This window comes from Arthrobacter agilis, assembly GCF_006494655.1.
GTDB classification, from domain to species: domain Bacteria; phylum Actinomycetota; class Actinomycetes; order Actinomycetales; family Micrococcaceae; genus Arthrobacter_D; species Arthrobacter_D agilis.
Genome location: NZ_VHIM01000002.1, coordinates 305362 through 324421, shown reverse-complemented (window position 1 = coordinate 324421; position 19060 = coordinate 305362). Strand labels below are relative to the sequence as shown.

General features: G+C 69.2%; 22 protein-coding genes. 11 read left to right on the top strand and 11 right to left on the bottom strand.

Translation table 11 applies throughout. The features are described from left to right. Nucleotides 1–30: 30 nt before the first annotated feature. A complete protein-coding gene (locus tag FJV46_RS04325) occupies nt 31–945 on the bottom strand; it encodes a general stress protein (RefSeq protein WP_179195221.1) in 915 nt (304 codons plus the stop codon). A gap of 180 nt (nt 946–1125) precedes the next feature. Between FJV46_RS04325 and FJV46_RS04320 the strand changes: the two genes are divergently transcribed. Genes FJV46_RS04320 through FJV46_RS04310 form a run of 3 tightly spaced genes read left to right on the top strand, consistent with a single transcriptional unit; the run spans nt 1126 to nt 4185 of the window. After that, entirely contained in the window at nt 1126–2409 is a 1284-nt protein-coding gene (locus FJV46_RS04320; RefSeq protein WP_087029563.1) for a magnesium transporter MgtE N-terminal domain-containing protein, read from the top strand. Continuing rightward, a complete protein-coding gene (locus FJV46_RS04315) occupies nt 2393–3010 on the top strand; it encodes a DUF1003 domain-containing protein (protein ID WP_370684687.1) in 618 nt (205 codons plus the stop codon). Before FJV46_RS04320 ends, FJV46_RS04315 begins: the two co-directional genes overlap by 17 nt. A gap of 8 nt (nt 3011–3018) precedes the next feature. Further along, entirely contained in the window at nt 3019–4185 is a 1167-nt protein-coding gene (locus FJV46_RS04310) for an Mrp/NBP35 family ATP-binding protein (protein WP_232008699.1), read from the top strand. Between the two features lie 66 nt (nt 4186–4251). Here FJV46_RS04310 and FJV46_RS04305 read toward each other — a convergent pair whose 3' ends face one another. From FJV46_RS04305 to sigE, 3 genes are all read right to left on the bottom strand, one after another. Continuing rightward, complete coding sequence (locus FJV46_RS04305; protein ID WP_087029564.1) at nt 4252–4665, bottom strand: twin-arginine translocase TatA/TatE family subunit; 414 nt, start codon at nt 4663–4665, stop codon at nt 4252–4254. A gap of 75 nt (nt 4666–4740) precedes the next feature. Beyond that, on the bottom strand, nt 4741–5718 hold the full coding sequence (locus FJV46_RS04300; protein WP_087029566.1) for a zf-HC2 domain-containing protein: 978 nt from the start codon (nt 5716–5718) through the stop codon (nt 4741–4743). 6 nt (nt 5719–5724) lie between these two features. After that, on the bottom strand, nt 5725–6375 hold the full coding sequence (gene sigE / locus FJV46_RS04295) for an RNA polymerase sigma factor SigE (RefSeq protein WP_370684688.1): 651 nt from the start codon (nt 6373–6375) through the stop codon (nt 5725–5727). A 318-nt stretch (nt 6376–6693) separates the two neighbouring features. On the opposite strand from sigE, the gene FJV46_RS04290 reads away from it, so the two are divergent. Further along, a complete protein-coding gene (locus FJV46_RS04290; protein WP_087030324.1) occupies nt 6694–7332 on the top strand; it encodes an O-methyltransferase in 639 nt (212 codons plus the stop codon). A gap of 30 nt (nt 7333–7362) precedes the next feature. On the opposite strand, the gene FJV46_RS04285 is transcribed toward FJV46_RS04290, so the two are convergent. From FJV46_RS04285 to FJV46_RS04265, 5 genes are all read right to left on the bottom strand, one after another. Continuing rightward, nucleotides 7363–7530, bottom strand: coding sequence for a DUF3117 domain-containing protein (locus FJV46_RS04285; RefSeq protein WP_087029568.1), 168 nt, complete (start codon nt 7528–7530; stop codon nt 7363–7365). Between the two features lie 166 nt (nt 7531–7696). After that, complete coding sequence (locus FJV46_RS04280) at nt 7697–8929, bottom strand: hypothetical protein (RefSeq protein ID WP_087029570.1); 1233 nt, start codon at nt 8927–8929, stop codon at nt 7697–7699. Continuing rightward, nucleotides 8926–9549, bottom strand: coding sequence for a DNA-3-methyladenine glycosylase I (locus FJV46_RS04275; protein WP_087029572.1), 624 nt, complete (start codon nt 9547–9549; stop codon nt 8926–8928). Before FJV46_RS04275 ends, FJV46_RS04280 begins: the two co-directional genes overlap by 4 nt. Beyond that, nucleotides 9546–9905, bottom strand: a complete 360-nt coding sequence (locus FJV46_RS04270) for a DivIVA domain-containing protein (protein ID WP_232008423.1) — start codon at nt 9903–9905, stop codon at nt 9546–9548. The genes FJV46_RS04275 and FJV46_RS04270 overlap by 4 nt, the downstream gene beginning before the upstream one ends. 56 nt (nt 9906–9961) lie before the next feature. Next, entirely contained in the window at nt 9962–10786 is an 825-nt protein-coding gene (locus FJV46_RS04265; protein ID WP_087029574.1) for an LOG family protein, read from the bottom strand. Between the two features lie 117 nt (nt 10787–10903). Between FJV46_RS04265 and FJV46_RS04260 the strand changes: the two genes are divergently transcribed. From FJV46_RS04260 to FJV46_RS04245, 4 genes are all read left to right on the top strand, one after another. Continuing rightward, nucleotides 10904–11683, top strand: coding sequence for an amino acid ABC transporter ATP-binding protein (locus FJV46_RS04260; protein ID WP_087029576.1), 780 nt, complete (start codon nt 10904–10906; stop codon nt 11681–11683). 61 nt (nt 11684–11744) lie between these two features. Next, the gene (locus FJV46_RS04255; protein WP_087029578.1) at nt 11745–12587 is read left to right on the top strand and encodes a glutamate ABC transporter substrate-binding protein; all 843 of its coding nucleotides are present in this window, start codon (nt 11745–11747) and stop codon (nt 12585–12587) included. Nucleotides 12588–12664: 77 nt separating this feature from the next. Next, entirely contained in the window at nt 12665–13342 is a 678-nt protein-coding gene (locus FJV46_RS04250) for an amino acid ABC transporter permease (protein WP_087029582.1), read from the top strand. Next, nucleotides 13339–14208, top strand: coding sequence for an amino acid ABC transporter permease (locus FJV46_RS04245; RefSeq protein ID WP_087029585.1), 870 nt, complete (start codon nt 13339–13341; stop codon nt 14206–14208). Before FJV46_RS04250 ends, FJV46_RS04245 begins: the two co-directional genes overlap by 4 nt. A 55-nt stretch (nt 14209–14263) precedes the next feature. Here the strand turns inward: FJV46_RS04245 and dapE are convergent, their stop codons facing one another. Continuing rightward, nucleotides 14264–15355 carry a succinyl-diaminopimelate desuccinylase gene (gene dapE / locus FJV46_RS04240; protein ID WP_087029588.1) on the bottom strand — a complete coding sequence of 364 codons (1092 nt, stop codon included), beginning with the start codon at nt 15353–15355 and terminating at the stop codon, nt 14264–14266. Between the two features lie 33 nt (nt 15356–15388). Here dapE and dapD point away from each other — a divergent pair, with 33 nt between their 5' ends. Further along, entirely contained in the window at nt 15389–16369 is a 981-nt protein-coding gene (gene dapD / locus FJV46_RS04235; RefSeq protein WP_087029590.1) for a 2,3,4,5-tetrahydropyridine-2,6-dicarboxylate N-succinyltransferase, read from the top strand. 3 nt (nt 16370–16372) lie between these two features. Then, complete coding sequence (locus tag FJV46_RS04230; RefSeq protein ID WP_087029593.1) at nt 16373–17251, top strand: hypothetical protein; 879 nt, start codon at nt 16373–16375, stop codon at nt 17249–17251. Nucleotides 17252–17281: 30 nt separating this feature from the next. On the opposite strand, the gene FJV46_RS04225 is transcribed toward FJV46_RS04230, so the two are convergent. Further along, a complete protein-coding gene (locus tag FJV46_RS04225) occupies nt 17282–17896 on the bottom strand; it encodes a hypothetical protein (RefSeq protein ID WP_087029596.1) in 615 nt (204 codons plus the stop codon). Between the two features lie 126 nt (nt 17897–18022). Between FJV46_RS04225 and galE the strand changes: the two genes are divergently transcribed. Continuing rightward, nucleotides 18023–19051 carry a UDP-glucose 4-epimerase GalE gene (gene galE / locus FJV46_RS04220; RefSeq protein WP_087029599.1) on the top strand — a complete coding sequence of 343 codons (1029 nt, stop codon included), beginning with the start codon at nt 18023–18025 and terminating at the stop codon, nt 19049–19051. Nucleotides 19052–19060: the final 9 nt, after the last annotated feature.

The following is a 19060-nucleotide window of genomic DNA, read 5'->3' as shown; positions in this document are numbered from 1 at the left end:
TACCGGACGGTCAGCGGGAGCCGAGCGGGGTCAGCGGGATTCGCCCGCCGGCGAGGATCCCGACCTGCCGTCGTCGCCCCCTCCTGCGGTCGGACGAGCATCGGCTGCGTCCGCCGGTCCGTGTGCCTCGGCCGGCGCCGCACCCTGCGAGGGGGCGTCGGGCTGCGACTGGTCCTCGACCCGAACGCCGTACTGCGGCCTGCCGTCCGGCAGATCGGGGAACTGTCCGCGGCGCGGTCCCGTGGTGCCGGGGCCCGCCGTCCGATCCTGGGCGTCCGAGGGCTCCTGGGACTGCTGGTCGGGACGCGGGTACGGGTCGTTCCAGGCGGCAGGGCGCTCCGGCGCCTGCTGGTTCTGGGTGGGCTGGTTCTGGGCGGGCTGGTTCTGGGCGGGCTGGTTGGGCCGGGCCTGGTTCCAGCCGGCGGGATCGGACCCGGGATGGTGTGCCTGTCCGTTCATGGGGAGCTGCTGCAACAGGCGGCGCGCCTCGCCCGCGACGGCCGGGTCGACGAGGACGTCGTAGCTGGTGGCGATGACCTGGTTCGTCGATGTGAAGTCACGCTTGCCGCGCTGGAAGGCATAGGTCAGGACGCCGAAGAGCATCCAGAACACGGCGCCCAGCAGGATCGAGGAGGGGACGGTGCTCACCATGTCGCTGTCCGCGAAGAGGCTGAGGATCAGGCCGACGAACAGCCCGAACCAGGCACCCGTCAGGGCGCTGCTGAGTGCGACGCGCGGGTAGCTGAGGCGCCCGGTGACGCGCTCGACCGCTTTGAGGTCGTTGCCGATGATGGAAACACGCTGCACGGCGAACTTGTTGTCGGCAAGGTAGTCCACGGCCTTCTGCGCATCGAGATAGCTCGTGTACCGGCCGATAGTCTCGCCCGTGGGCAGCACCCGGCCGAGATCGCGGGAGGAGGTGGTTCCGAGTTGTGGTGTCGACATGCCTTCCATTGTCGCCCACCTCTCCATCGGATGGGCCGCGTATCGCCGGGAGTGAACGATCGACACCTCGTACCCGCGCCGGCGGGATGCCGTGGCTCGCCCCGCGGTGGCGCTCCCCCGCACGTCCCACCGTGCTGCGCCCGATGCTGCCCGTTGGGTACCGCCCGATAACCTAGGACTGTGACTACCAATCCGACTCGCGTGTTCGTCGCCCGGCTCCTGGGCCTCGATGTCTTCGACCCTCTGGGTGACCGCCTCGGCCGGCTGCGCGACGCCGTCGTCCTCGATCGCGGTCCGGCGAAGCCGCCGCAGGTGATCGGCCTGGTGGTCGAGGTTCCCGGCAAGAAGCGCGTCTTCGTCCCGATGACCCGCATCACCTCCATGGACCCGTCCCAGATCATCTGCACCGGGCTCGTCAACCTGCGCCGGTTCGAACAGCGCGGGGCCGAGATGCTCGTGGTCGCGGAGCTCTTCGACCGGCGGCTGACCCTGCGCGACGGCAGCGGGAGTGCCGTCGTCGAGGACATCGCGATGGAGCGCGACCGCGCCGGTGACTGGCACGTGTCGCAGCTCTTCGTCCGCAGGGGCGGCGCCGGCTCCCCGCTGCGGGGCCTGCGGCGCGGGGGCGAGCGCATCATCATCGACTGGGTCGACGCCTTCCACGGCACCGCCGACGAGCCCCAGGGCGCCACCCAGTTCGTCGCCCAGCACGACGATCTGAAGGCGGCGGACTTCGCCGACGCGCTCCACGAGATGAATGACAAGCGACGCCTGGAGGTCGCCGGCGAGTTGCAGGACGACCGCCTCGCCGACGTGCTGCAGGAACTGCCCGACGACGACCAGGTGCAGATCCTCACCTCGCTCACGCGGGAACGTGCTGCGGACGTGCTCGAGGAGATGGACCCTGATGATGCGGCGGACCTCCTGAACGAGCTGCCCGAGGCGCAGAAGGAGGAGCTCCTCCAACTCATGGAGCCCGACGACGCCGAGGACGTGCGCCGTCTGCTCGAGTACGAGGAGGACACGGCCGGCTCACTCATGACGACGGTCCCGGTCATCCTGCCGCCGGAAGCGACGGTCGCGGAGGCGCTGGCGCATGTGCGCCGTGAGGAACTGACGCCGGCCCTCGCGTCCTCGATCTTCGTCTGCCGACCGCCACTGGAGACGCCGACCGGCCGGTACCTCGGTGTCGTGCACATCCAGCAGCTCCTCCGCTTCCCGCCGCCCGAGCCGCTCGGCAACATCATCGACACCGACCTCGAAGCTGTCGGCGACCAGGCGAACGTGAGCGAGGTCTCCAGGATCCTGGCGACCTACAACCTCAATTCGCTCCCCGTGGTCAATTCGGAGGGGCGCCTCGTGGGGGCGGTGACGGTCGACGACGTCCTCGACCATCTGCTGCCCGACGACTGGAGAGCCCAGGACGATACACCGGTAGCGAAGCGGGGTGGCCGACGTGGTTGAGAAGATCAGGTCCAGTTCGAGCGGACTGGACACCCCGAGGGAGGCGCGCAAGCGGTTCCTGAACCGTCCCCGCCCCAACCCGGACCGCTTCGGCAGCGCGACGGAGAATTTCGCCCGCTTCATGGGCACGCCGCAGTTCCTGCTCTACATGACCGTGTTCTGCATCATCTGGCTGTGCTGGAACACCTTCGGTCCGGCCGATTTCCGGTTCGACAGCGCGGCCCTGGGCTTCACCGCGCTCACCCTCATGCTGTCCCTCCAGGCCTCCTACGCCGCCCCCCTGCTGCTGCTCGCGCAGAACAGGCAGGACGACCGTGACCGCGTCTCGCTGCGGCAGGACCGCCAGCGTGCCGAGCGGAACCTCTCGGACACCGAGTACCTGACGCGGGAGATCGCCGAGCTCAGGATCGCGCTCCGCGAAGTCGCGACGCGCGACTATGTGCGGTCCGAGTTGCGGTCCGTCCTCGAGGAACTCCTCGAGACGACCGATGGACAGGAGCTCACGCTGAAGCGAAAGCCACGCAAGCCGTCGGACGCCACGGTGTCGCTGCCCAAGGTCCAGCCCAGGTCCCAGTCCGCAGGGAGGAAACCCGTCCGGTGAGTCCTGATCTGCCCACGGACCGATCGGCCGACCCGCCAGGGGCCCCGACACCGGTCCTACCCACGCAGGAGTCGGTTCGCGCTGCCCTCGCCACCGTCATCGACCCCGAGCTCCGCCGCCCCATCACCGAGCTCGGCATGCTGGACACGGTGGCCATCGACGGCCACGCCGTGAGCATCCGCGTGCTGCTCACCATCGCCGGATGCCCGCTCCGCGACACGATCGTGCGTGACGCCGGCAGGGCCCTGTCCGCCGTCGACGGCGTCGACCAGGTCGACGTCGAGCTCGGCGTCATGGACCAACGGCAGCGCGACGCCCTGAAGGACCTACTGAAGGGCGAGGGCGGGCGCCGTGGCATCCCCTTCAACACACCGGAGTCCCTCACCCGCGTCTATGCTGTCGCGAGCGGCAAGGGGGGTGTGGGGAAGTCGAGCGTGACAGTCAACCTCGCGGTCGCGATGGCGGCACGGGGGCTCCGCGTCGGTATTGTCGACGCCGACGTCTACGGCTTCTCCGTCCCGGCGCTCATGGGAATCACCCAGCAGCCCACACGTGTGGACGAGCTCATCCTGCCGCCGGTGGCACACGGCGTGAAGGTCATCTCGATCGGCATGTTCGTGGAGGGCAACCAGCCGATCTCCTGGCGCGGCCCCATGCTGCATCGTGCCCTGGAGCAATTCCTCACCGATGTGTACTTCGGCGACCTGGACGTGTTGTTCCTCGACCTTCCGCCGGGCACCGGCGACATCGCCATCTCCGTGGCGCAGCTCCTGCCGTCCTCCGAGCTCCTCGTGGTGACGACGCCGCAGAGCGCCGCCGCCGACGTCGCCGAGAGAGCGGGTGCGATGGCAGCACAGACAGGCCAGCGCGTGGCGGGCGTGATCGAGAACATGTCCTGGCTCGAACTGCCCGACGGCGGTCGGCTCGAACTCTTCGGAGCAGGCGGCGGCGCAACTCTTGCAGCGCGGTTGTCGACTGCGCTGGACGCCGATATTCCGCTGCTCGGCAGCATCCCCCTCGATGTCGCCCTGCGCGAGGGGGGCGACATCGGCAGACCGCTGGTCCTCGGTTCGGCCCCCTCGAAGGCCCGGACGGAATTGACAGGTATCGCTGCGGCCCTGGCACGTCGGCCGAGGGGCCTGGACGGACTACGGCTCCCCGTCAGCGTGCGCTGAGGGCGGCGGAGCGGGAGCGTGCGCTGAGGGCGGCGGAGCGGGAGCAGCTGCTTCAGACCGCGATGATCACGTGGCTTCCAGGTCGTAGGGAGCAGCCTGTCCTGCGCCGAGCCTGGGCCCTACAGGCACCGAGAGGGAAGCCCGTGCGGCGCCGAGGGCAGCGGCCGGAGCGGTCGCGGCCACAGCGGTGGGAGCGCCCTCGCTGACGGGCTTGAAGACGTCCTCGATGTCGTCCAGCAGTGCTTCCCTGATGATGCGGCGGGGGTCGTACTGGCGGGGGTCCAGCTTGCGCCAGTCCACCTCGTCGAGTTCCGGCCCCACCTCCTCGCGGAGCTGTTCACGTGCCCCGGTGGCCATCCGGCGCAGCCCCTTCACGAGGCGCGCGAGCTGGGAGGCGTACTCCGGAAGTCGCTCCGGGCCGAGCACCACGATGGCGATGATCGCCAGGACCACGAGTTCGAGGCCGTTGATTCCCAACACGAGAAAAGACTACCTTCCAGGACTTGGGACTTGTGCCGTTCACATCCGCGCCGGGGGCGGGCCGGGCCGTCGACTCTACCGCGAGCTGCCCCCGGGCTGCGTGATCCTGGAGAGCCCGCGGTGGATACGGTCCATCATCGAATCGTCCTCGGCCCGCGGCGCCAGGGCCAGCTGTGCGTGCTCCGTCGCGACCAGCTGGCTGACCGTCCGGGGCATGGCCGCCGCCGGCATGGAGGACATCACCGTGTAGGTCACCGTGGGTGAATCGAGCACCACCTGCCATGGCTTTCCCGGGCGCACCCAGAGGTCCCGGTCCACGGCGCCCACATGCTCGAACCCGTCCATGCTGACACTTCGACCTGTGACGGCACTCACGGGCGCGGAGGCTGTGACACTGCCGACCTTCCGCTGCTCGTAGACCGTCACGGTCTCGCCGTCGTTCTCCAGCACCAGTTCCAGTGTCGGACTCCCTGCGACCGTGATGCCCTCCGCGCTCTTGAGCACGAACCCGAGGGACTCAAGCTCCGGGCAGTACCAGCCCCCCGCCCGCAGTGTCTCCAACTGGGTGGTGTCGAGGTAGGTGGGCGTCAGCGGCGCCACCGACTCCCAGCCGGCCTGCAGGGCTCCGGTGCCGGACGAGGCGTCGGGCACGACCGGTCGCGTCTCGGATCCGACGACGTAGGCGCTTCCGAGGATGACGGACACTACGACGGCGGTGCCGCCCGCCGCGGCGACGAGGGCACGACGCCGGGGATGAGCGGGAGTCCGCTCCCGGTGATCGCGGGCGCTGTGGGCGCCCGACGAGCCCGGCACCCCATGCTCTCGCCGGGGTGCACCCTCCGCCGAGACCGCCGCGGAGAGGAGCCGTCGCTGGAAGGCCGCGTCGGGTGCGGGCCGGCGCAATCCCAGGAGCTCGCTCTTGAGCGCACGTAATCTCGCCACGACGGCGGAACACGCGGCGCAGTCATGGACATGGCGTTCGACAACCACCCGGCGCCGGTCCGACAACTCACCATCCACGAGGTCCTGCAGGGAGCGATGGGGATGCAGCATGCAGGCCTACCCGAGACCGGCGATCCGAGGAACACCGAGCGCGGGCCCGTTCCCTCCGGAGCTCCGAGGGTCGCGGTGGGCGAGCTTCTCACGCAGCATGGTGCGCCCACGGTGGATACGGGAACGGACCGTCCCGAGCTTGACCCCGAGAACGCGCGACACCTCGTCATAGGCGAGTCCCTCCAGGTCGCAGAGGACCACCGCGGCGCGGAAGTCCGGGGGAAGCTCCTCGAGGGCCGACTGGACGTCGATGTCGAGATTGTTGAACTCGAAGCTCCGCTCAGGTCCGGGGTGCTTGCTCGGAAGCCGGCTCTCCGCTTCATCCGTGAGACCGTCGAAGCGGATGCGCGTCTTGCGTCGCGCCTGGTCCAGGAACAGATTCGTGGTGATGCGGTGCAGCCAGCCGTCGAGTGTTCCCGGCTTGAAGTTGGCGAGGGAGCGGAAGACCCTGACGAACACCTCCTGCGTGAGGTCCTCGGCGTCGAACTTGTTGCCCGTGAGTCGGTAGGCGAGTCGGTACACCTTGGGCGAGTAGGTGGTGACGACCTCTTCCCACGACGGCGCAACCCAGGGGTTGCCGTGCTCATCGAGGATGGGCGCGTCCGTGACCGCGTCCATTCCGGAGGCGGTCCGTGCCGCCCTTACGCTGGACATCATGTTCCCCTTCGTACCGTGAATACCCCGTCCCAGCCCCCGGACCTGACGGCCGGGTACTGCTGACAGGGATTCGGGACGGCGCGGAGGCCGGATGTCCCGAAGCAAAAGTCTTTCTCACCAAGCTGGGAGCAAGCTGGCAGGGAGTGAGCGCGATGCAGCGCGTGCCGGGCGCAGCAGGTGGCGGCCTGCGGTGACCGGTCGAGGTGGGCCGGGGCGCATGGCAGCGCGGTCTGCGGTGCCAGTAGTGTTGGGGCTGGGCGTTTGCCCTCCGACCGCTGCCCCAGCGGATTCCTGCCGCCAACCACAGAACGGATGTCCATGGCCGCCGACAAACACAGCAGCTGGTCCTACACCGAGAGCCTTCCGGACGAGGACGACATCCTGCTCCGGGCGCGCGACCGCTCGCACGAACTGGGAGTGGCACCCGTGACTCCTGCTGTCGGCGCGGCGCTGACGGTGCTCGCCGCGGCGTCGAAGGCCACCACCGCGGTGGAGGTCGGCGCGGGAGCAGGCGTTTCCGGGGTCTGCCTCCTCCGTGGACTCGGCGGCACCGCGGTCCTGACGACCATCGACTCCGACGTCGATCACCTCCGGGCGGCGCGTGAGGCCTATGTGGAGGCCGGCATCCCGTCCAACCGGACGCGGACCATCTCCGGTCGCGCGGCGGACGTCCTGCCGCGCCTCACGGACCGCGCCTACGACCTCGTCTTCCTCGATGCCGACAAGGCCGGGCTCCCCCTGTACGTCGAACAGGCCATCAGGCTGCTCAAGAACGGCGGGATCCTGATCGTCAACGATGCCCTCGACCAGGACCGCGTCGCCGAGCCGGCCGTCCGGGAGCAGTCGACCAACACCCTGCGCCAGGTCGGTCGCATGGTCCGCGACCACGACGCCCTCGTCTCGGCCCTGCTGCCCACCGGCACGGGACTTCTCCTGGCGGTCAAGCAACAGGCGTGAGTACCCGGCCGGCGGGCCGATCCGGCTGGGTCAGCCCGTGACCGTGAGCAGGCAATCCCTGAGGTTGCCTGCTTCCTCGGCGTTCAGTTCGACGACGAGCCGCCCACCCCCGTCGATCGGCACCCGCATGATGAGGCTGCGCCCCTCCTTGGTGACTTCCATCGGTCCGTCGCCGGTTCGCGGTTTCATGGCAGCCATGGGGGTGTCCCTTTCAACAGGGCGCAACCGCGGTCAGCGGTAGCGCGACAGTAAACAGTGCTCCCTGACCGGATGCCCGATCAGACGGGCCGGCGGTGCACAACATTTCTTTCATTATTCAGTACAAGGCCTGCACCTACTAATTCCGGTGCGTTGTGGATCACACTCAGGGGGGATAGTCCCCGTCCGGGCCTGACGGCGTCCAGACCCACAGCCGGTCCACCCACAGGACCTGGAGCACCACGGAGATCGGAACCACGATCCACAGGGCGCGTCCGCCTCTCGGCGTGGCGACGGCCAGTGCCAGCGGGAAGAGCGGGACGAGAATGCGCCAGGTACTCGACTGCGGGTCCCAGAAGGCGGCGAGGTACAGCAGGTAGCCCGCGCACCAGGCCGTGAGGACCGGGCCGAGGCGCCGGACCGGGTGCGTGAAGAATAGTGCAACTGCCCCGAGAACGAGCGCCACCACCAGCAACCCGCCCGCCACCGGGCCCAGAACAGCGGACGGCGCGTCGAACCACGGGAGGAACGGCGCGAGGGGCTCGCCGCGCCAGGCGGTCTCCGTGGCCACATAGGCATCGCGGCGGCCGGTGGCGACCCACGCGATCAGCGGCCAGGTCACGGCGGCCGCGGCGGCGACCAGCCCGAGCAGGAACAGCGGGAACACGCCGTCGCGCGCCCCGCTCCGTTCGCCCTCCGTCGCGCCCCGTCGTGCGATCCACACGGACCGGAGGAACAGGATGCCGACCGCGACGGCGAACGGCACACCGGCGGGCCGCGAGAAGCACATGAGGACGACAACGGGCATCACGGCGTAGTACCGTCCGCAGGCGAGCAGGTAGAGGGCTGCGGCGAGGAGCAGGAGGTGGAGCGACTCCGCGTAGGGGATCTGCAGGATCGCCGCGACCGGGGCGAAGGAGACGACGGCGACACCGGCGAGGGCCGCACGGTGCGCGGCGTACAGCAGGAACAGCCGGTAGACGATCAGGGAGGCCGCGGCTGCGGCTGCCACCGAGACTGCGGGTGCCAGGATTCCCCAGCCGAGGCCGGTCACGATGTCGAGCACGCGCACCACGCCGGGGAACAACGGGTAGAACGCCCACTGGTTGTGGACGACGGTCCCGAACTGGTCCACGGGCAGGACGGACGGATAGCCCTCCCGGAAGATGCGCTCGTACCAGCCGCTGTCCCAGAAGGTGATGAACGTGCCGTACCCCGGCGCGGGTTCCGCCCACGGGCTCACCCCCTGGCCGGCCGCGGCCCGCACCAGGATCAGCGTGCTGACCAGTCGTCCTGCGAGGAAGATCGCAAGGACCTGCAGGGACCAGTGCACGCGCGCGGCACCTGGCGCTGCCGTGTCCGAGGACTGCGCGATCGGTCCGTCCGACGTGCTGCTCACGGCAGGGGGTCGTGGATGTCCGGCGTGGCGGCGTCGATCGACGCCTGGACCGCGTCCCGCACCCAGCAGTCACGGAGGTGATCGTTGACGTAGCCGATGGCCTGCAGCATGGCGTAGGCGGTGGTGGGGCCGACGAAGCGGAAGTTGAGGGCCTTGAGTTCCCGGGCGAGCGCCGTGCTCTCGGGGGTGATGGCCGGGACGTCGGAGAGTGAGACGGGCGCGGGCGCCGGGGCCGGGCGGTGGGCCGCGAGGACACCGCCGAGCCCTTCGCCGTCGAGTTCCAGGAGGGCCCGTGCATTGGCGATGGTGGCCTCGATCTTCCGCCGGTTGCGCACGATTCCCGTGTCCGCCATGAGCCGCTCGACGTCCTCCGGCCGGAATCGGGCGACGGCCACGGGGTCGAACGCGGCGAAGCAACGCCGGAACGCCTCCCGCTTCCGGAGGATGGTGATCCAGCTCAACCCCGACTGGAACGCCTCGAGGCTCAGGCGCTCGAACAGGGCAGCCTCGCCGCGCACCGGCCTGCCCCATTCCTCGTCGTGGTACCGCTCGTACTCGGCGCTCGCAACGGCCCAGGGACAGCGCCGGCGGCCGTCCGTACCCGGCCCCGGATCGCTCACCGGCTTCCCGGTACGGCCGACTCCGCGCGCAGCCCGGCGATGACGGCGTCCTTCTCGGCGAGGGCGGCTGCCAGCCGGTCCAGCACCTCGTCCACCTGGTCCATGCGGTACCCCCGCAGCCCGAGGCCGAAGCGCACGGCGTCGACGTCTCTTGCGGTGGGCTTCTCGGGGAGCAGGACGGGTGGCAGGCTCGCCACCGGTTCCACGAGCCCGAGGCCGTCCCCCCGCAGTCGCCCGGCCTCCCGCACGCTCTCCCCCGCGCCGCGCCGCCCTGGCAGCGGAGCACCGCGTTCGGACACCAGCACGGCCGTGCCACCCATCACCAGGATGGCGAGGATCACCAGGAAGATAGTCACACCGCTATGGTGCCAGAATCACCGCTCACACCGGCCACGCCACCGAGCCGGGAGGCTCAGAAGCCCGACCCGTGACCGGCGGAGGCTGCCACGACGCGCACCGCCTCCTCCGCCGTGTCCACGAGTTGCACCAGGGACAGGTCCTTCTGCGAGACGGTGCCCTCCGGGATCAGCGTCCCCTCGACCCAGTCGAGGAGGGGCTGCCAGTAGTCGATGCCGATCAGGACGATGGGGAAGGACGTGACCTTCCCCGTCTGGACGAGGGTCATGGCCTCGAAGAGTTCATCGAGGGTGCCGAACCCGCCCGGAAGAACCACGAAGCCGCTCGCGTACTTCACGAACATGGTCTTCCGGGCGAAGAAGTACCGGAAGTTGATACCGAGGTCCACCCACTCGTTCATCCCCTGCTCGAACGGCAGTTCGATGCCGAGCCCCACCGACACGCCACCCGCCTCGCACGCGCCCTTGTTCGCGGCTTCCATGGCACCCGGACCCCCTCCGGTGATGACGGCATATCCCGATTCCACGAGCCGCCGGCCGACCTCCTCCCCCATGGAGTAGTACACGGAATCCCGGGACGTCCGCGCCGAGCCGAACACGCTGATGGCCGGCCCCAGATCCGCCAGGGTCCCGAAGCCCTCGACGAACTCGCTCTGGATGCGCAGGACCCGCCAGGGATCGGTCCGTGTGAAAGCCCGTGAATCCGGGGTGTCGAGAAGCATGTTGTCCGATTGCGGCGTCGCCGCCTGCGCGCGCCGCAACTCCACGGAGCCCCGCCTGCGGGTCGTGTCCGCCGGGCTGTCACGGCCCGGTGGCACGCGGGGGTCGGCGCTGGTCGACGCCTGCGCGTCGTCGGGCAGGGGCTGGTGGGAAGGAGACATTTCCCTAGGCTAGCCAACACGCCGCGCTGCCCGCCGATTTGGTTGCTCTTGAATCACAATCGACGTCGCCGCGCCGCTTCGTATTGCCGGATGGGAATAGTTCGCTAGATTTCTCCCATGACACGTGAAGCGCAACCGTCTTCTACGCCAACGTCCTCGGACAGGCCCCTCGTCTCCCTCACGAACGTGAACAAGCACTTCGGGGAGCTGCACGTGCTGCGCGACATCAACCTGGACGTTGCGCGCGGCGAGGTCGTCGTCGTGATCGGGCCCTCGGGGTCCGGGAAGTCGACACTCTGCCGGGCCATCAACCGCCTCGAGACGATCGACGACGGCCAGATCATGATCGACGGCGAGGTGCTGCCGGCGGAGGGCAAGGCCCTCGCGAAACTGCGCGCCGATGTGGGGATGGTCTTCCAGTCCTTCAACCTCTTCGCGCACAAGTCCATCCTGGAGAACGTCACGCTGGGCCCCATCAAGGTCAAGGGCATGAAGGGCGGCGAGGCGAAGGAGCTCGCCATGTCCCTGCTGAAGCGCGTGGGCGTGGACAACCAGGCGCAGAAGCTCCCGGCGCAGCTCTCCGGCGGCCAGCAGCAGCGGGTCGCCATCGCACGGGCGCTCGCCATGAAACCGAAGGTCATGCTGTTCGACGAGCCCACCTCGGCACTGGACCCCGAGATGATCAACGAAGTGCTCGACTCCATGGTGGCCCTCGCCAAGGAGGGCATGACGATGATCGTGGTCACCCACGAGATGGGATTCGCCCGCAAGGCCGCGGACCGCGTCGTCTTCATGGCCGACGGCCAGATCATGGAGGAGGCCACACCGGAATCCTTCTTCACCAATCCGCAGAGCGACCGCGCCAAGGACTTCCTCGGCAAGATCCTCTCGCACTGACCCCACACGCATTCCACTCGAACCCAGCAGGCCCTCCCCGGCCTCGACCCAAGGAGAACCAATGCAGAAGACCCGATACGCAGCAGCCGCGGTGGCTGCGGTGGCCGCACTGACCCTGTCCGCCTGCGGCGGCGGCGGAGACAGCTCCGCGGAAGCGAGCGGCGAGGCGGGCAGCGAGACCCTCCGCATCGGCATCAAGTTCGACCAGCCGGGCCTCGGCTACGACGAGGGCGGCTCCTACTCCGGCTTCGACGTCGACGTCGCCAAGTACGTCGCCGGTGAACTCGGCGTCAGCGAGGACAACATCGAGTTCGTCGAGGCTCCCTCGGCCAACCGCGAGAACCTCCTGTCCAACAACCAGGTGGACATGATCTTCGCGACCTACTCCATCACCGACACCCGCAAGGAGACCGTCGACTTCGCCGGGCCGTACTTCGTGGCCGGCCAGGACCTCCTGGTCCCGACGGACAGCGACATCACGGGGCCCGAGGACCTCGAGGGCAAGAACCTCTGCTCGGTGACCGGTTCCACCTCCGCGCAGAAGATCAAGGACCAGTACCCGGGCGTGCAGCTCGTCGAGCAGCCCGGCTACGCCGAGTGCGTGACCGCCATGGGCGGTGGCCAGATCGACGCCGTCACCACGGATGACATCATCCTCGCCGGCCTCGCCGCGCAGGAAGCCAACGCCGGCAAGTTCAAGGTGGTCGGCAACACCTTCTCCGAGGAGAACTACGGTGTGGGCCTGCCCAAGGGCAGCACCGATCGTTGCGAGGAGATCAACGAAGCGATCACCAAGATGATCGACGAGGGTGCCTGGGAAGACGCGATCACCAACAACACCGAGGGTGCCGACTACGAGTACAACGCGGACCTGAACCCACCGACGCCGGCGCCCTGCGCCTAGCATCGCTTCCATTGGTGGGGTGGTCCGCTCAGGGCTGCCCCACCAATGCCGTGTTCCCACCAGGAAAGAGGTGAAGCGTGGAGAACTACCTGTCGCTGTTCGAGACCTACGACGTGCCGGCCGCGTTCTGGGTCAACATCCAGCTGTCGTTCTGGGCGGCGATCTTCGCGCTCGTGATCGGCACCGTCCTGGCGCTGTTCCGCATCTCCCCGATCCCGAGCCTCCAGTGGTTCGGTGCGGCGTACGTGAACATCTTCCGCAATACCCCGTTGACGATCATCCTGGCCTTCGGCTTCCTCGGGCTGTTCTCCGTGATGCAGGTCAGCCTCGCAGGTGACCTGAACGCCAGCCTGTTCCGCATCGCGATCGTGGGTCTGGCGCTCTACCACGCCGCCTTCGTGTGCGAGGCCATCCGCAGCGGTGTCAACACCGTTCCGCTCGGCCAGGCAGAGGCAGCCCGGGCGATCGGTCTCGGCTTCCTCCCCGCGGCCCGCCTCGTCATCCTCCCGCAGGCCTTCCGGGGGGCCATCGCCCCGCTCGGCAATGTGCTGATCGCCCTCATCAAGAATTCGACCGTCGCTGCCGCCGGCTCGGTGGCGACCGAGTCCTCCAGCCTCATGAAGACCATGATCGAGTTCCGCTCGGACCTCGTGATCCCGATCTTCCTCACCTTCGCCCTGGGGTTCGTGATCCTCGTGATCCCGATCGGCCTCCTCACCACCTGGGCCTCACGGAAACTGGCGGTGGCCCGATGAGCGCACAGCAGGTCCTCTTCGACGCACCGGGCCCCCGGGCCAGGCGCGTCATCCTGATCGGGAACATCGTCGGCGTCCTGATCGCCCTCGCGATCCTCTGGTGGGTTGTCGCGGCCCTTGCCGAGCGCGGTCAGCTCACAGGCAGCATGTGGTCCCCCTTCCTCGAATCGAGGACATGGCAGTTCTTCATTCTTCCCGGACTGCTCAACACCCTCCAGGCCGCGGGCATCTCGATCGTCACGGCCGTCGCGTTCGGCCTGGTGTTCGGCGTCGGCCGCCTTTCGAACCTGGCGCCCGTCCGGTGGATCGCGGGCACCGTCGTCGAGTTCTTCCGAGCCGTGCCCGTGCTGCTGATGATGATCTTCTTTTGGCTCGCGCTCGGCAGGTCCGGTGTGGTGCAGCCGCAGGACGCCCCGTTCATCGCCGTGATCATCGCCCTGACCCTCTACAACGGTTCGGTCATCGCCGAACTGGTGCGGTCGGGGGTCCACGGTCTGCCCAGGGGCCAGCGGGAAGCCGGCATGGCGATCGGCCTCACGCGGTCGCAGTCGCTGCGCACCATCGAGGTGCCCCAGGCGCTGGTCGCCATGCTGCCGGCCCTGGTCAGCCAGTTCGTCGTGATCCTCAAGGACTCGGCACTGGGCTTCATCATCACCTACCCCGAGCTGCTGCAGTACACCCGGCGCCTCGGTGTCGGCGAGGGCAATGTGATCCCCTCGCTGCTTGTCGCAGCGACGATCTTCATCGTGATCAACTTCGCTCTGTCCACCCTCGCGACCCGCCTGTCGGTCCTCCTCAGCTTCAGGGCGAAGGGCCAGAAGCCGGTGGCGCGGGAAGCACTGGCCATGGACGCCAGCTCGAGCTGACGCCCCCGCGGGAGGCTGAGACCGACGGTAGGGAGGGCCCGAGCAGGGCGACGCCTCAGGACAACCAGGTCACCAGCGCGCGGAGACAGGCCCGAACAGCGTCGGCGTGGACGTGCTCGTCGTCGGTGTGCGCGAGGAGAGCGTCGCCGGGCCCGAAATTGACGGCCGGGATGCCGAGGGCACTGAACCGCGCCACGTCCGTCCAGCCGTACTTGGGCTTCGGGTCCGCTCCGACGGCCGCGACGAAGGCGGCTGCGGCCGGATGCTGCAACCCGGGGCGGGCGCCGGCGGCGACATCCGTCCGCCGGACGTCGAATCCCTCGAGCAGCTGCCGCACGTACTCCTCGGCCTGCTCCGGTCCCTTGTCCGGAGCAAAACGGTAGTTGACCTCGATCACCGCACTGTCGGGAATGACGTTGCCCGCGGTCCCGCCCACGATCTTCACGGCATTGAGGCTCTCCCGGTAGTCCAGCCCGTCGACGTGGACCGTGGCCGGCTCGTGGTCCCGCAGGCGCACGAGGACCTCGGCTGCACCGTGGATGGCATTCACACCCATCCACGCACGCGCCGAATGGGAGGCCTTGCCCGCGGTGCGGACCTCGAACCGCGCGGTCCCGTTGCAGCCGCCTTCCACCGTGCCGTCCGTCGGTTCCAGCAGGACGGCGAAATCGGCGACCAGCCAGTCCGGATGGGAATCGGCGACCCGACCGAGGCCGCTGAGGGAGGCCTCGACCTCTTCGTGGTCGTAGAAGACGTACGTGATGTCGCGCGTCGGCTCGGTCAGGGCGGAGGCGAGCGCCAGCTGCACTGCCACGCCGCCCTTCATGTCCGTCGCACCCCGACCGAAGAGGACCTCGCCGTCCCACACCGAGGGGACGGTGCCCCTGGAACCGGCCGTCGACGGGAGGGGGACGGTGTCGATGTGGCCGGCGAGGATCACCCGTTCGCTTCGTCCGAGCGACGTTCGCGCCATGACGCAATCACCGTCCCGGACCACCTCGAGGTGGGCGAGCGGGCGGAGGGCCCGCTCGATCGCGTCGGCGATCCCCCGCTCGTCACCCGACACGCTCTCGATATCGAGGAGGACCGCTGTCAGGTGGGCCACGTCGGAGGTCAGATCGAGCTCCGCGGAGGGTGTCTGAATCATGCTGCCACCCTATCCCTCGGTAGACTGCTGCCCATGACGCCTTCCTCCCCGGACTCCCCCATGCCCGAAACCCGACGGCGGACGGCCGGCGGCCTGGGTCTCGCGACCGTCACGCCGGACGGCACGGTCCTCGACACCTGGTTCCCGGCGCCGTGGATCGGCGAGGACGCCCTCGACGCCGGCGGCCGCGGCGCGCTCCGCACGACCCTCGAGGACCTTGCGTCGGCAGGGACGGACGACGCCCGCAACGTCTCCCAGCGAGTCGTCGACCTGACCATCGATCCCGATGCCGCGCCGACCGGCACGGAGGACGCGTACCTCAGGCTCCACCTCCTCTCCCACCGGCTCGTGCAGCCCAATACCGTCAATCTCGACGGCGTCTTCGGGCTCCTCGCCACCGTGGTCTGGACGAACCACGGTCCTGCCGCCGTCGACGGCTTCGAGACCGTCCGTGCAGCCCTCCGGTCGCGTGGCCCCGTCGCCGTCCACGGCATCGACAAGTTCCCGCGCATGGCCGACTACGTGGTCCCCGCGGGAGTCCGCATCGCCGACGCCGATCGCGTACGACTCGGAGCGCACCTCGCCGAGGGCACCACCGTCATGCACGAGGGATTTGTGAACTTCAACGCGGGCACCCTCGGCCACTCCATGGTGGAGGGCCGCATCTCCGCCGGGGTGGTGGTCGGTGATGGTTCCGACGTCGGCGGCGGCGCCTCGATCATGGGCACCCTCTCGGGTGGCGGGAAGCAGCGCATCACCATCGGTGAACGCTGCCTGCTCGGGGCCGAATCCGGGGTCGGGATCTCCCTCGGCGACGATTGCGTCGTGGAGGCCGGGCTCTACCTGACGGCGGGCACGAAGGTGACCCTGCAGGACGGCGCCATCGTCAAGGCCACGGCGCTCTCCGGGGAAGCGGGCATCCTCTTCCTGCGGAACTCCACCACGGGTGCCGTCGAGGCGCGGCCCCGCACGGGAGAGGGCATCGCGCTCAACCCGGCCCTGCACGCCAACTGACGCATGTCCCCCAGGCAGCCCTCCGCCGCCGTCCGTCGGCGCAGGCGTCGGCTCCGCACGGGAGCCATGCTCACCGCCCTCGCCGCGGTCGTCGTCGGGGGCTCGGTGGTCGCGCTCGGACAGCTCGACCGCAGCGAGATCCTGGTCCGCGAACGCTGCAGCGCGACGGTCGGGCCGGACACCTTCGAACTGACGCCGGAGCAGACCGGCAACGCCGCATTGATCTCGGGGGTCGCCGTGAACCGCGGGCTCCCGGCGCGGGCGGCGTCGATCGCGATCGCCACCGCCATCCAGGAGTCCCGGCTCGAGAACATCGACTACGGGGACGACGCCGGACCGGACTCCCGCGGACTCTTCCAGCAGCGACCCTCTCAGGGCTGGGGCACCGAGGAACAGGTCATGACGCCGCTCTACGCCACGAGCGCCTTCTACGATGCACTCGTCCAGGTCCCGGGGTACGAGACGCTCCCGATCACGGAGGCAGCGCAGACCGTGCAGCGCTCGGCCTATCCGGAGGCGTACGCGGACCACGAGCCGGAGGGGCGTGCCTTCGCCTCCGCCCTGACGGGCAACTCCCCCGCCTCGATGAACTGCACCCTGCGCGCGCCCACGGGAGCCGGGGACGCCCTGGCCGTGTCGACAGCGGCCGACGAGATCTTCGGCCCGCTCGGCGGCGCCGTGGACGGCACGCGACTCACGCTCGACGTCTCGGGGACACTCGGCTGGGCGACCGCACAGTGGGCCGTCGCGAATGCCTCGATGCTGCACATCACCTCGGTGGCGTACTCCGGTCTCGCCTGGGACCGCGCGGAGGGCGGCTGGTCCCAGACGGCCTCGGAACCGGGCGTCCTCACCGTCGAGGTCGCGGGCGTCACGCCCTGACGACCGTGCGCCTCCTGCTCCTGCTCCTGCTCAGGCCAGCATCCTGACGACGGGTTCCACGTAGCTCCGGAAGGACCGCTCGTCGTCGAACAGCTCCTGGCACATGAGCAGTGTCTCCGGTTCCACCCACCAGGCGCGCCGCACGCCGAGCGGCAACTCCACCACCTGGAGCGTGAAGCGGCGCGAGGCACGGCCCAGTTCGAGTTCCCGTTCCTGGATGATGCGCGCGAGGAGGTATTCCATGCTCTCCGCGCCGCGCGACCCGGCGTGCAGCGCGTATTCGGCACATCTCTCCTGCGCCCACGCCATCGCCGCGCCGAAGTGTGCCCGCAGCAGTGCCTTCAGGGACTCCATGCCGTTCAGCGCCTCGAAGAGCGGCGGCGCGGGCAGGACGGCGTCGTACACGCGGTGGCGCAGCAGCTCGTGCCACCACGCCTCCCATTCGACCCGCAGGGCCGCCTGCCCGCCGACGGGCTCCGTGAGGCGCCTCGTCTCCACCCTGCGGACCGCGGGGATGAGGGGTGGCAACGCCGGCCTGCCCGCGCCGCGGAGTCCGGCGCTGTCGCGGAGGTACAGGGCCACGAGCAGTACTTCCGAGGTGTCGACGGTGAAGTACGTGCTGTATCCGGACTCGGTGTACGACATGGGCCTCCTTCATACCGGTCAGGCTGCTCCTACAGTAGACCCCGGACCGGCGGCGCTCCAGAGGCCGGGGAGCGGTCGGAGGAGTCGCTCCCCGGAGCCGTCCCGGAGCCCACCTAGGATGGGATCATGAGAATCCTCGTTACCGGTGGCAGCGGCTATATCGGCTCGCACACCGTCCTGACACTGCTCGAGAACGGCCACGACGTGGTTGTGGTCGACAACCTGCTCAACTCCACCGAGACCTCGCTTCGGCGCGTCACGGATCTGGCAGGCCGGGCACCGGTCTTCTACCGGGCGGACCTCCTCGACGAGGCGGCACTGCGGGAGATCTTCGCGGCGGAGGAGGTGGACGCCGTCATCCATTTCGCGGGGCTCAAGGCCGTCGGGGAGTCGGTGGACAAGCCGCTGTACTACTACCACAACAACGTGGGCGGCACGCTGAATCTGCTGCGCGTCATGGACGACGCCGGCGTCCGCACCATCGTGTTCAGTTCGTCCGCCACCGTGTACGGCGCCTCGGAGGAGGTACCGCTGACGGAGAAGCTGCCGCTCGACGCCGTGAACCCGTACGGGCGCACGAAGGAGCAGATCGAGGACATCCTGAGCGACCTCGGCGCGGCCGATCCCCGCTGGAGCATCGCCCTGCTGCGCTACTTCAACCCCGTGGGCGCCCACGCCTCCGGCACCATCGGGGAGGACCCCACCGGCGTCCCCAACAATCTCCTGCCGTTCGTGGCGCAGGTGGCCGTGGGACGCCGGGAGAAGGTCCTGGTGTTCGGCAACGACTACCCGACGCCCGACGGGACGGGTGTGCGCGACTACATCCACGTCGTCGACCTGGCTGCGGGCCACCTCGCGGCCCTCGACTACCTCGTGGCGTACGGCGGTGTGCATACGTGGAACCTCGGCACGGGCAACGGCTCCTCGGTCCTCGAGGTCCTCGCCGCCTTCTCCGCCGCGGTAGGTCGAGAGGTCCCCTACGAGTTCGCCCCCCGACGCCCGGGCGACGCAGCCGTGAGCTACGCCGACCCGTCGTCCGCCCTCGCCGATCTCGGTTGGTCCGCCACCCGCACGCTCGCCGAGATGTGCGAGGACCACTGGCGCTGGCAGAGGAACAACCCGCAGGGATACGCGACCGCGCCCGAGGACTCCTGACCCACACCG

Excerpts from the sequence above, each read along its gene's own strand:
- FJV46_RS04325 (WP_179195221.1), bottom strand. The coding sequence starts at position 945 with ATGTCGACACCACAACTCGGAACCACCTCCTCCCGCGATCTCGGCCGG.
- FJV46_RS04300 (WP_087029566.1), bottom strand. The coding sequence starts at position 5,718 with ATGCTGCATCCCCATCGCTCCCTGCAGGACCTCGTGGATGGTGAGTTG.
- sigE (WP_370684688.1), bottom strand. The coding sequence starts at position 6,375 with ATGATGTCCAGCGTAAGGGCGGCACGGACCGCCTCCGGAATGGACGCG.
- FJV46_RS04290 (WP_087030324.1), top strand. The coding sequence starts at position 6,694 with ATGGCCGCCGACAAACACAGCAGCTGGTCCTACACCGAGAGCCTTCCG.
- FJV46_RS04285 (WP_087029568.1), bottom strand. The coding sequence starts at position 7,530 with ATGGCTGCCATGAAACCGCGAACCGGCGACGGACCGATGGAAGTCACC.
- FJV46_RS04265 (WP_087029574.1), bottom strand. The coding sequence starts at position 10,786 with ATGTCTCCTTCCCACCAGCCCCTGCCCGACGACGCGCAGGCGTCGACC.
- FJV46_RS04260 (WP_087029576.1), top strand. The coding sequence starts at position 10,904 with ATGACACGTGAAGCGCAACCGTCTTCTACGCCAACGTCCTCGGACAGG.
- FJV46_RS04255 (WP_087029578.1), top strand. The coding sequence starts at position 11,745 with ATGCAGAAGACCCGATACGCAGCAGCCGCGGTGGCTGCGGTGGCCGCA.
- FJV46_RS04245 (WP_087029585.1), top strand. The coding sequence starts at position 13,339 with ATGAGCGCACAGCAGGTCCTCTTCGACGCACCGGGCCCCCGGGCCAGG.
- dapE (WP_087029588.1), bottom strand. The coding sequence starts at position 15,355 with ATGATTCAGACACCCTCCGCGGAGCTCGATCTGACCTCCGACGTGGCC.
- dapD (WP_087029590.1), top strand. The coding sequence starts at position 15,389 with ATGACGCCTTCCTCCCCGGACTCCCCCATGCCCGAAACCCGACGGCGG.
- FJV46_RS04230 (WP_087029593.1), top strand. The coding sequence starts at position 16,373 with ATGTCCCCCAGGCAGCCCTCCGCCGCCGTCCGTCGGCGCAGGCGTCGG.
- FJV46_RS04225 (WP_087029596.1), bottom strand. The coding sequence starts at position 17,896 with ATGTCGTACACCGAGTCCGGATACAGCACGTACTTCACCGTCGACACC.
- galE (WP_087029599.1), top strand. The coding sequence starts at position 18,023 with ATGAGAATCCTCGTTACCGGTGGCAGCGGCTATATCGGCTCGCACACC.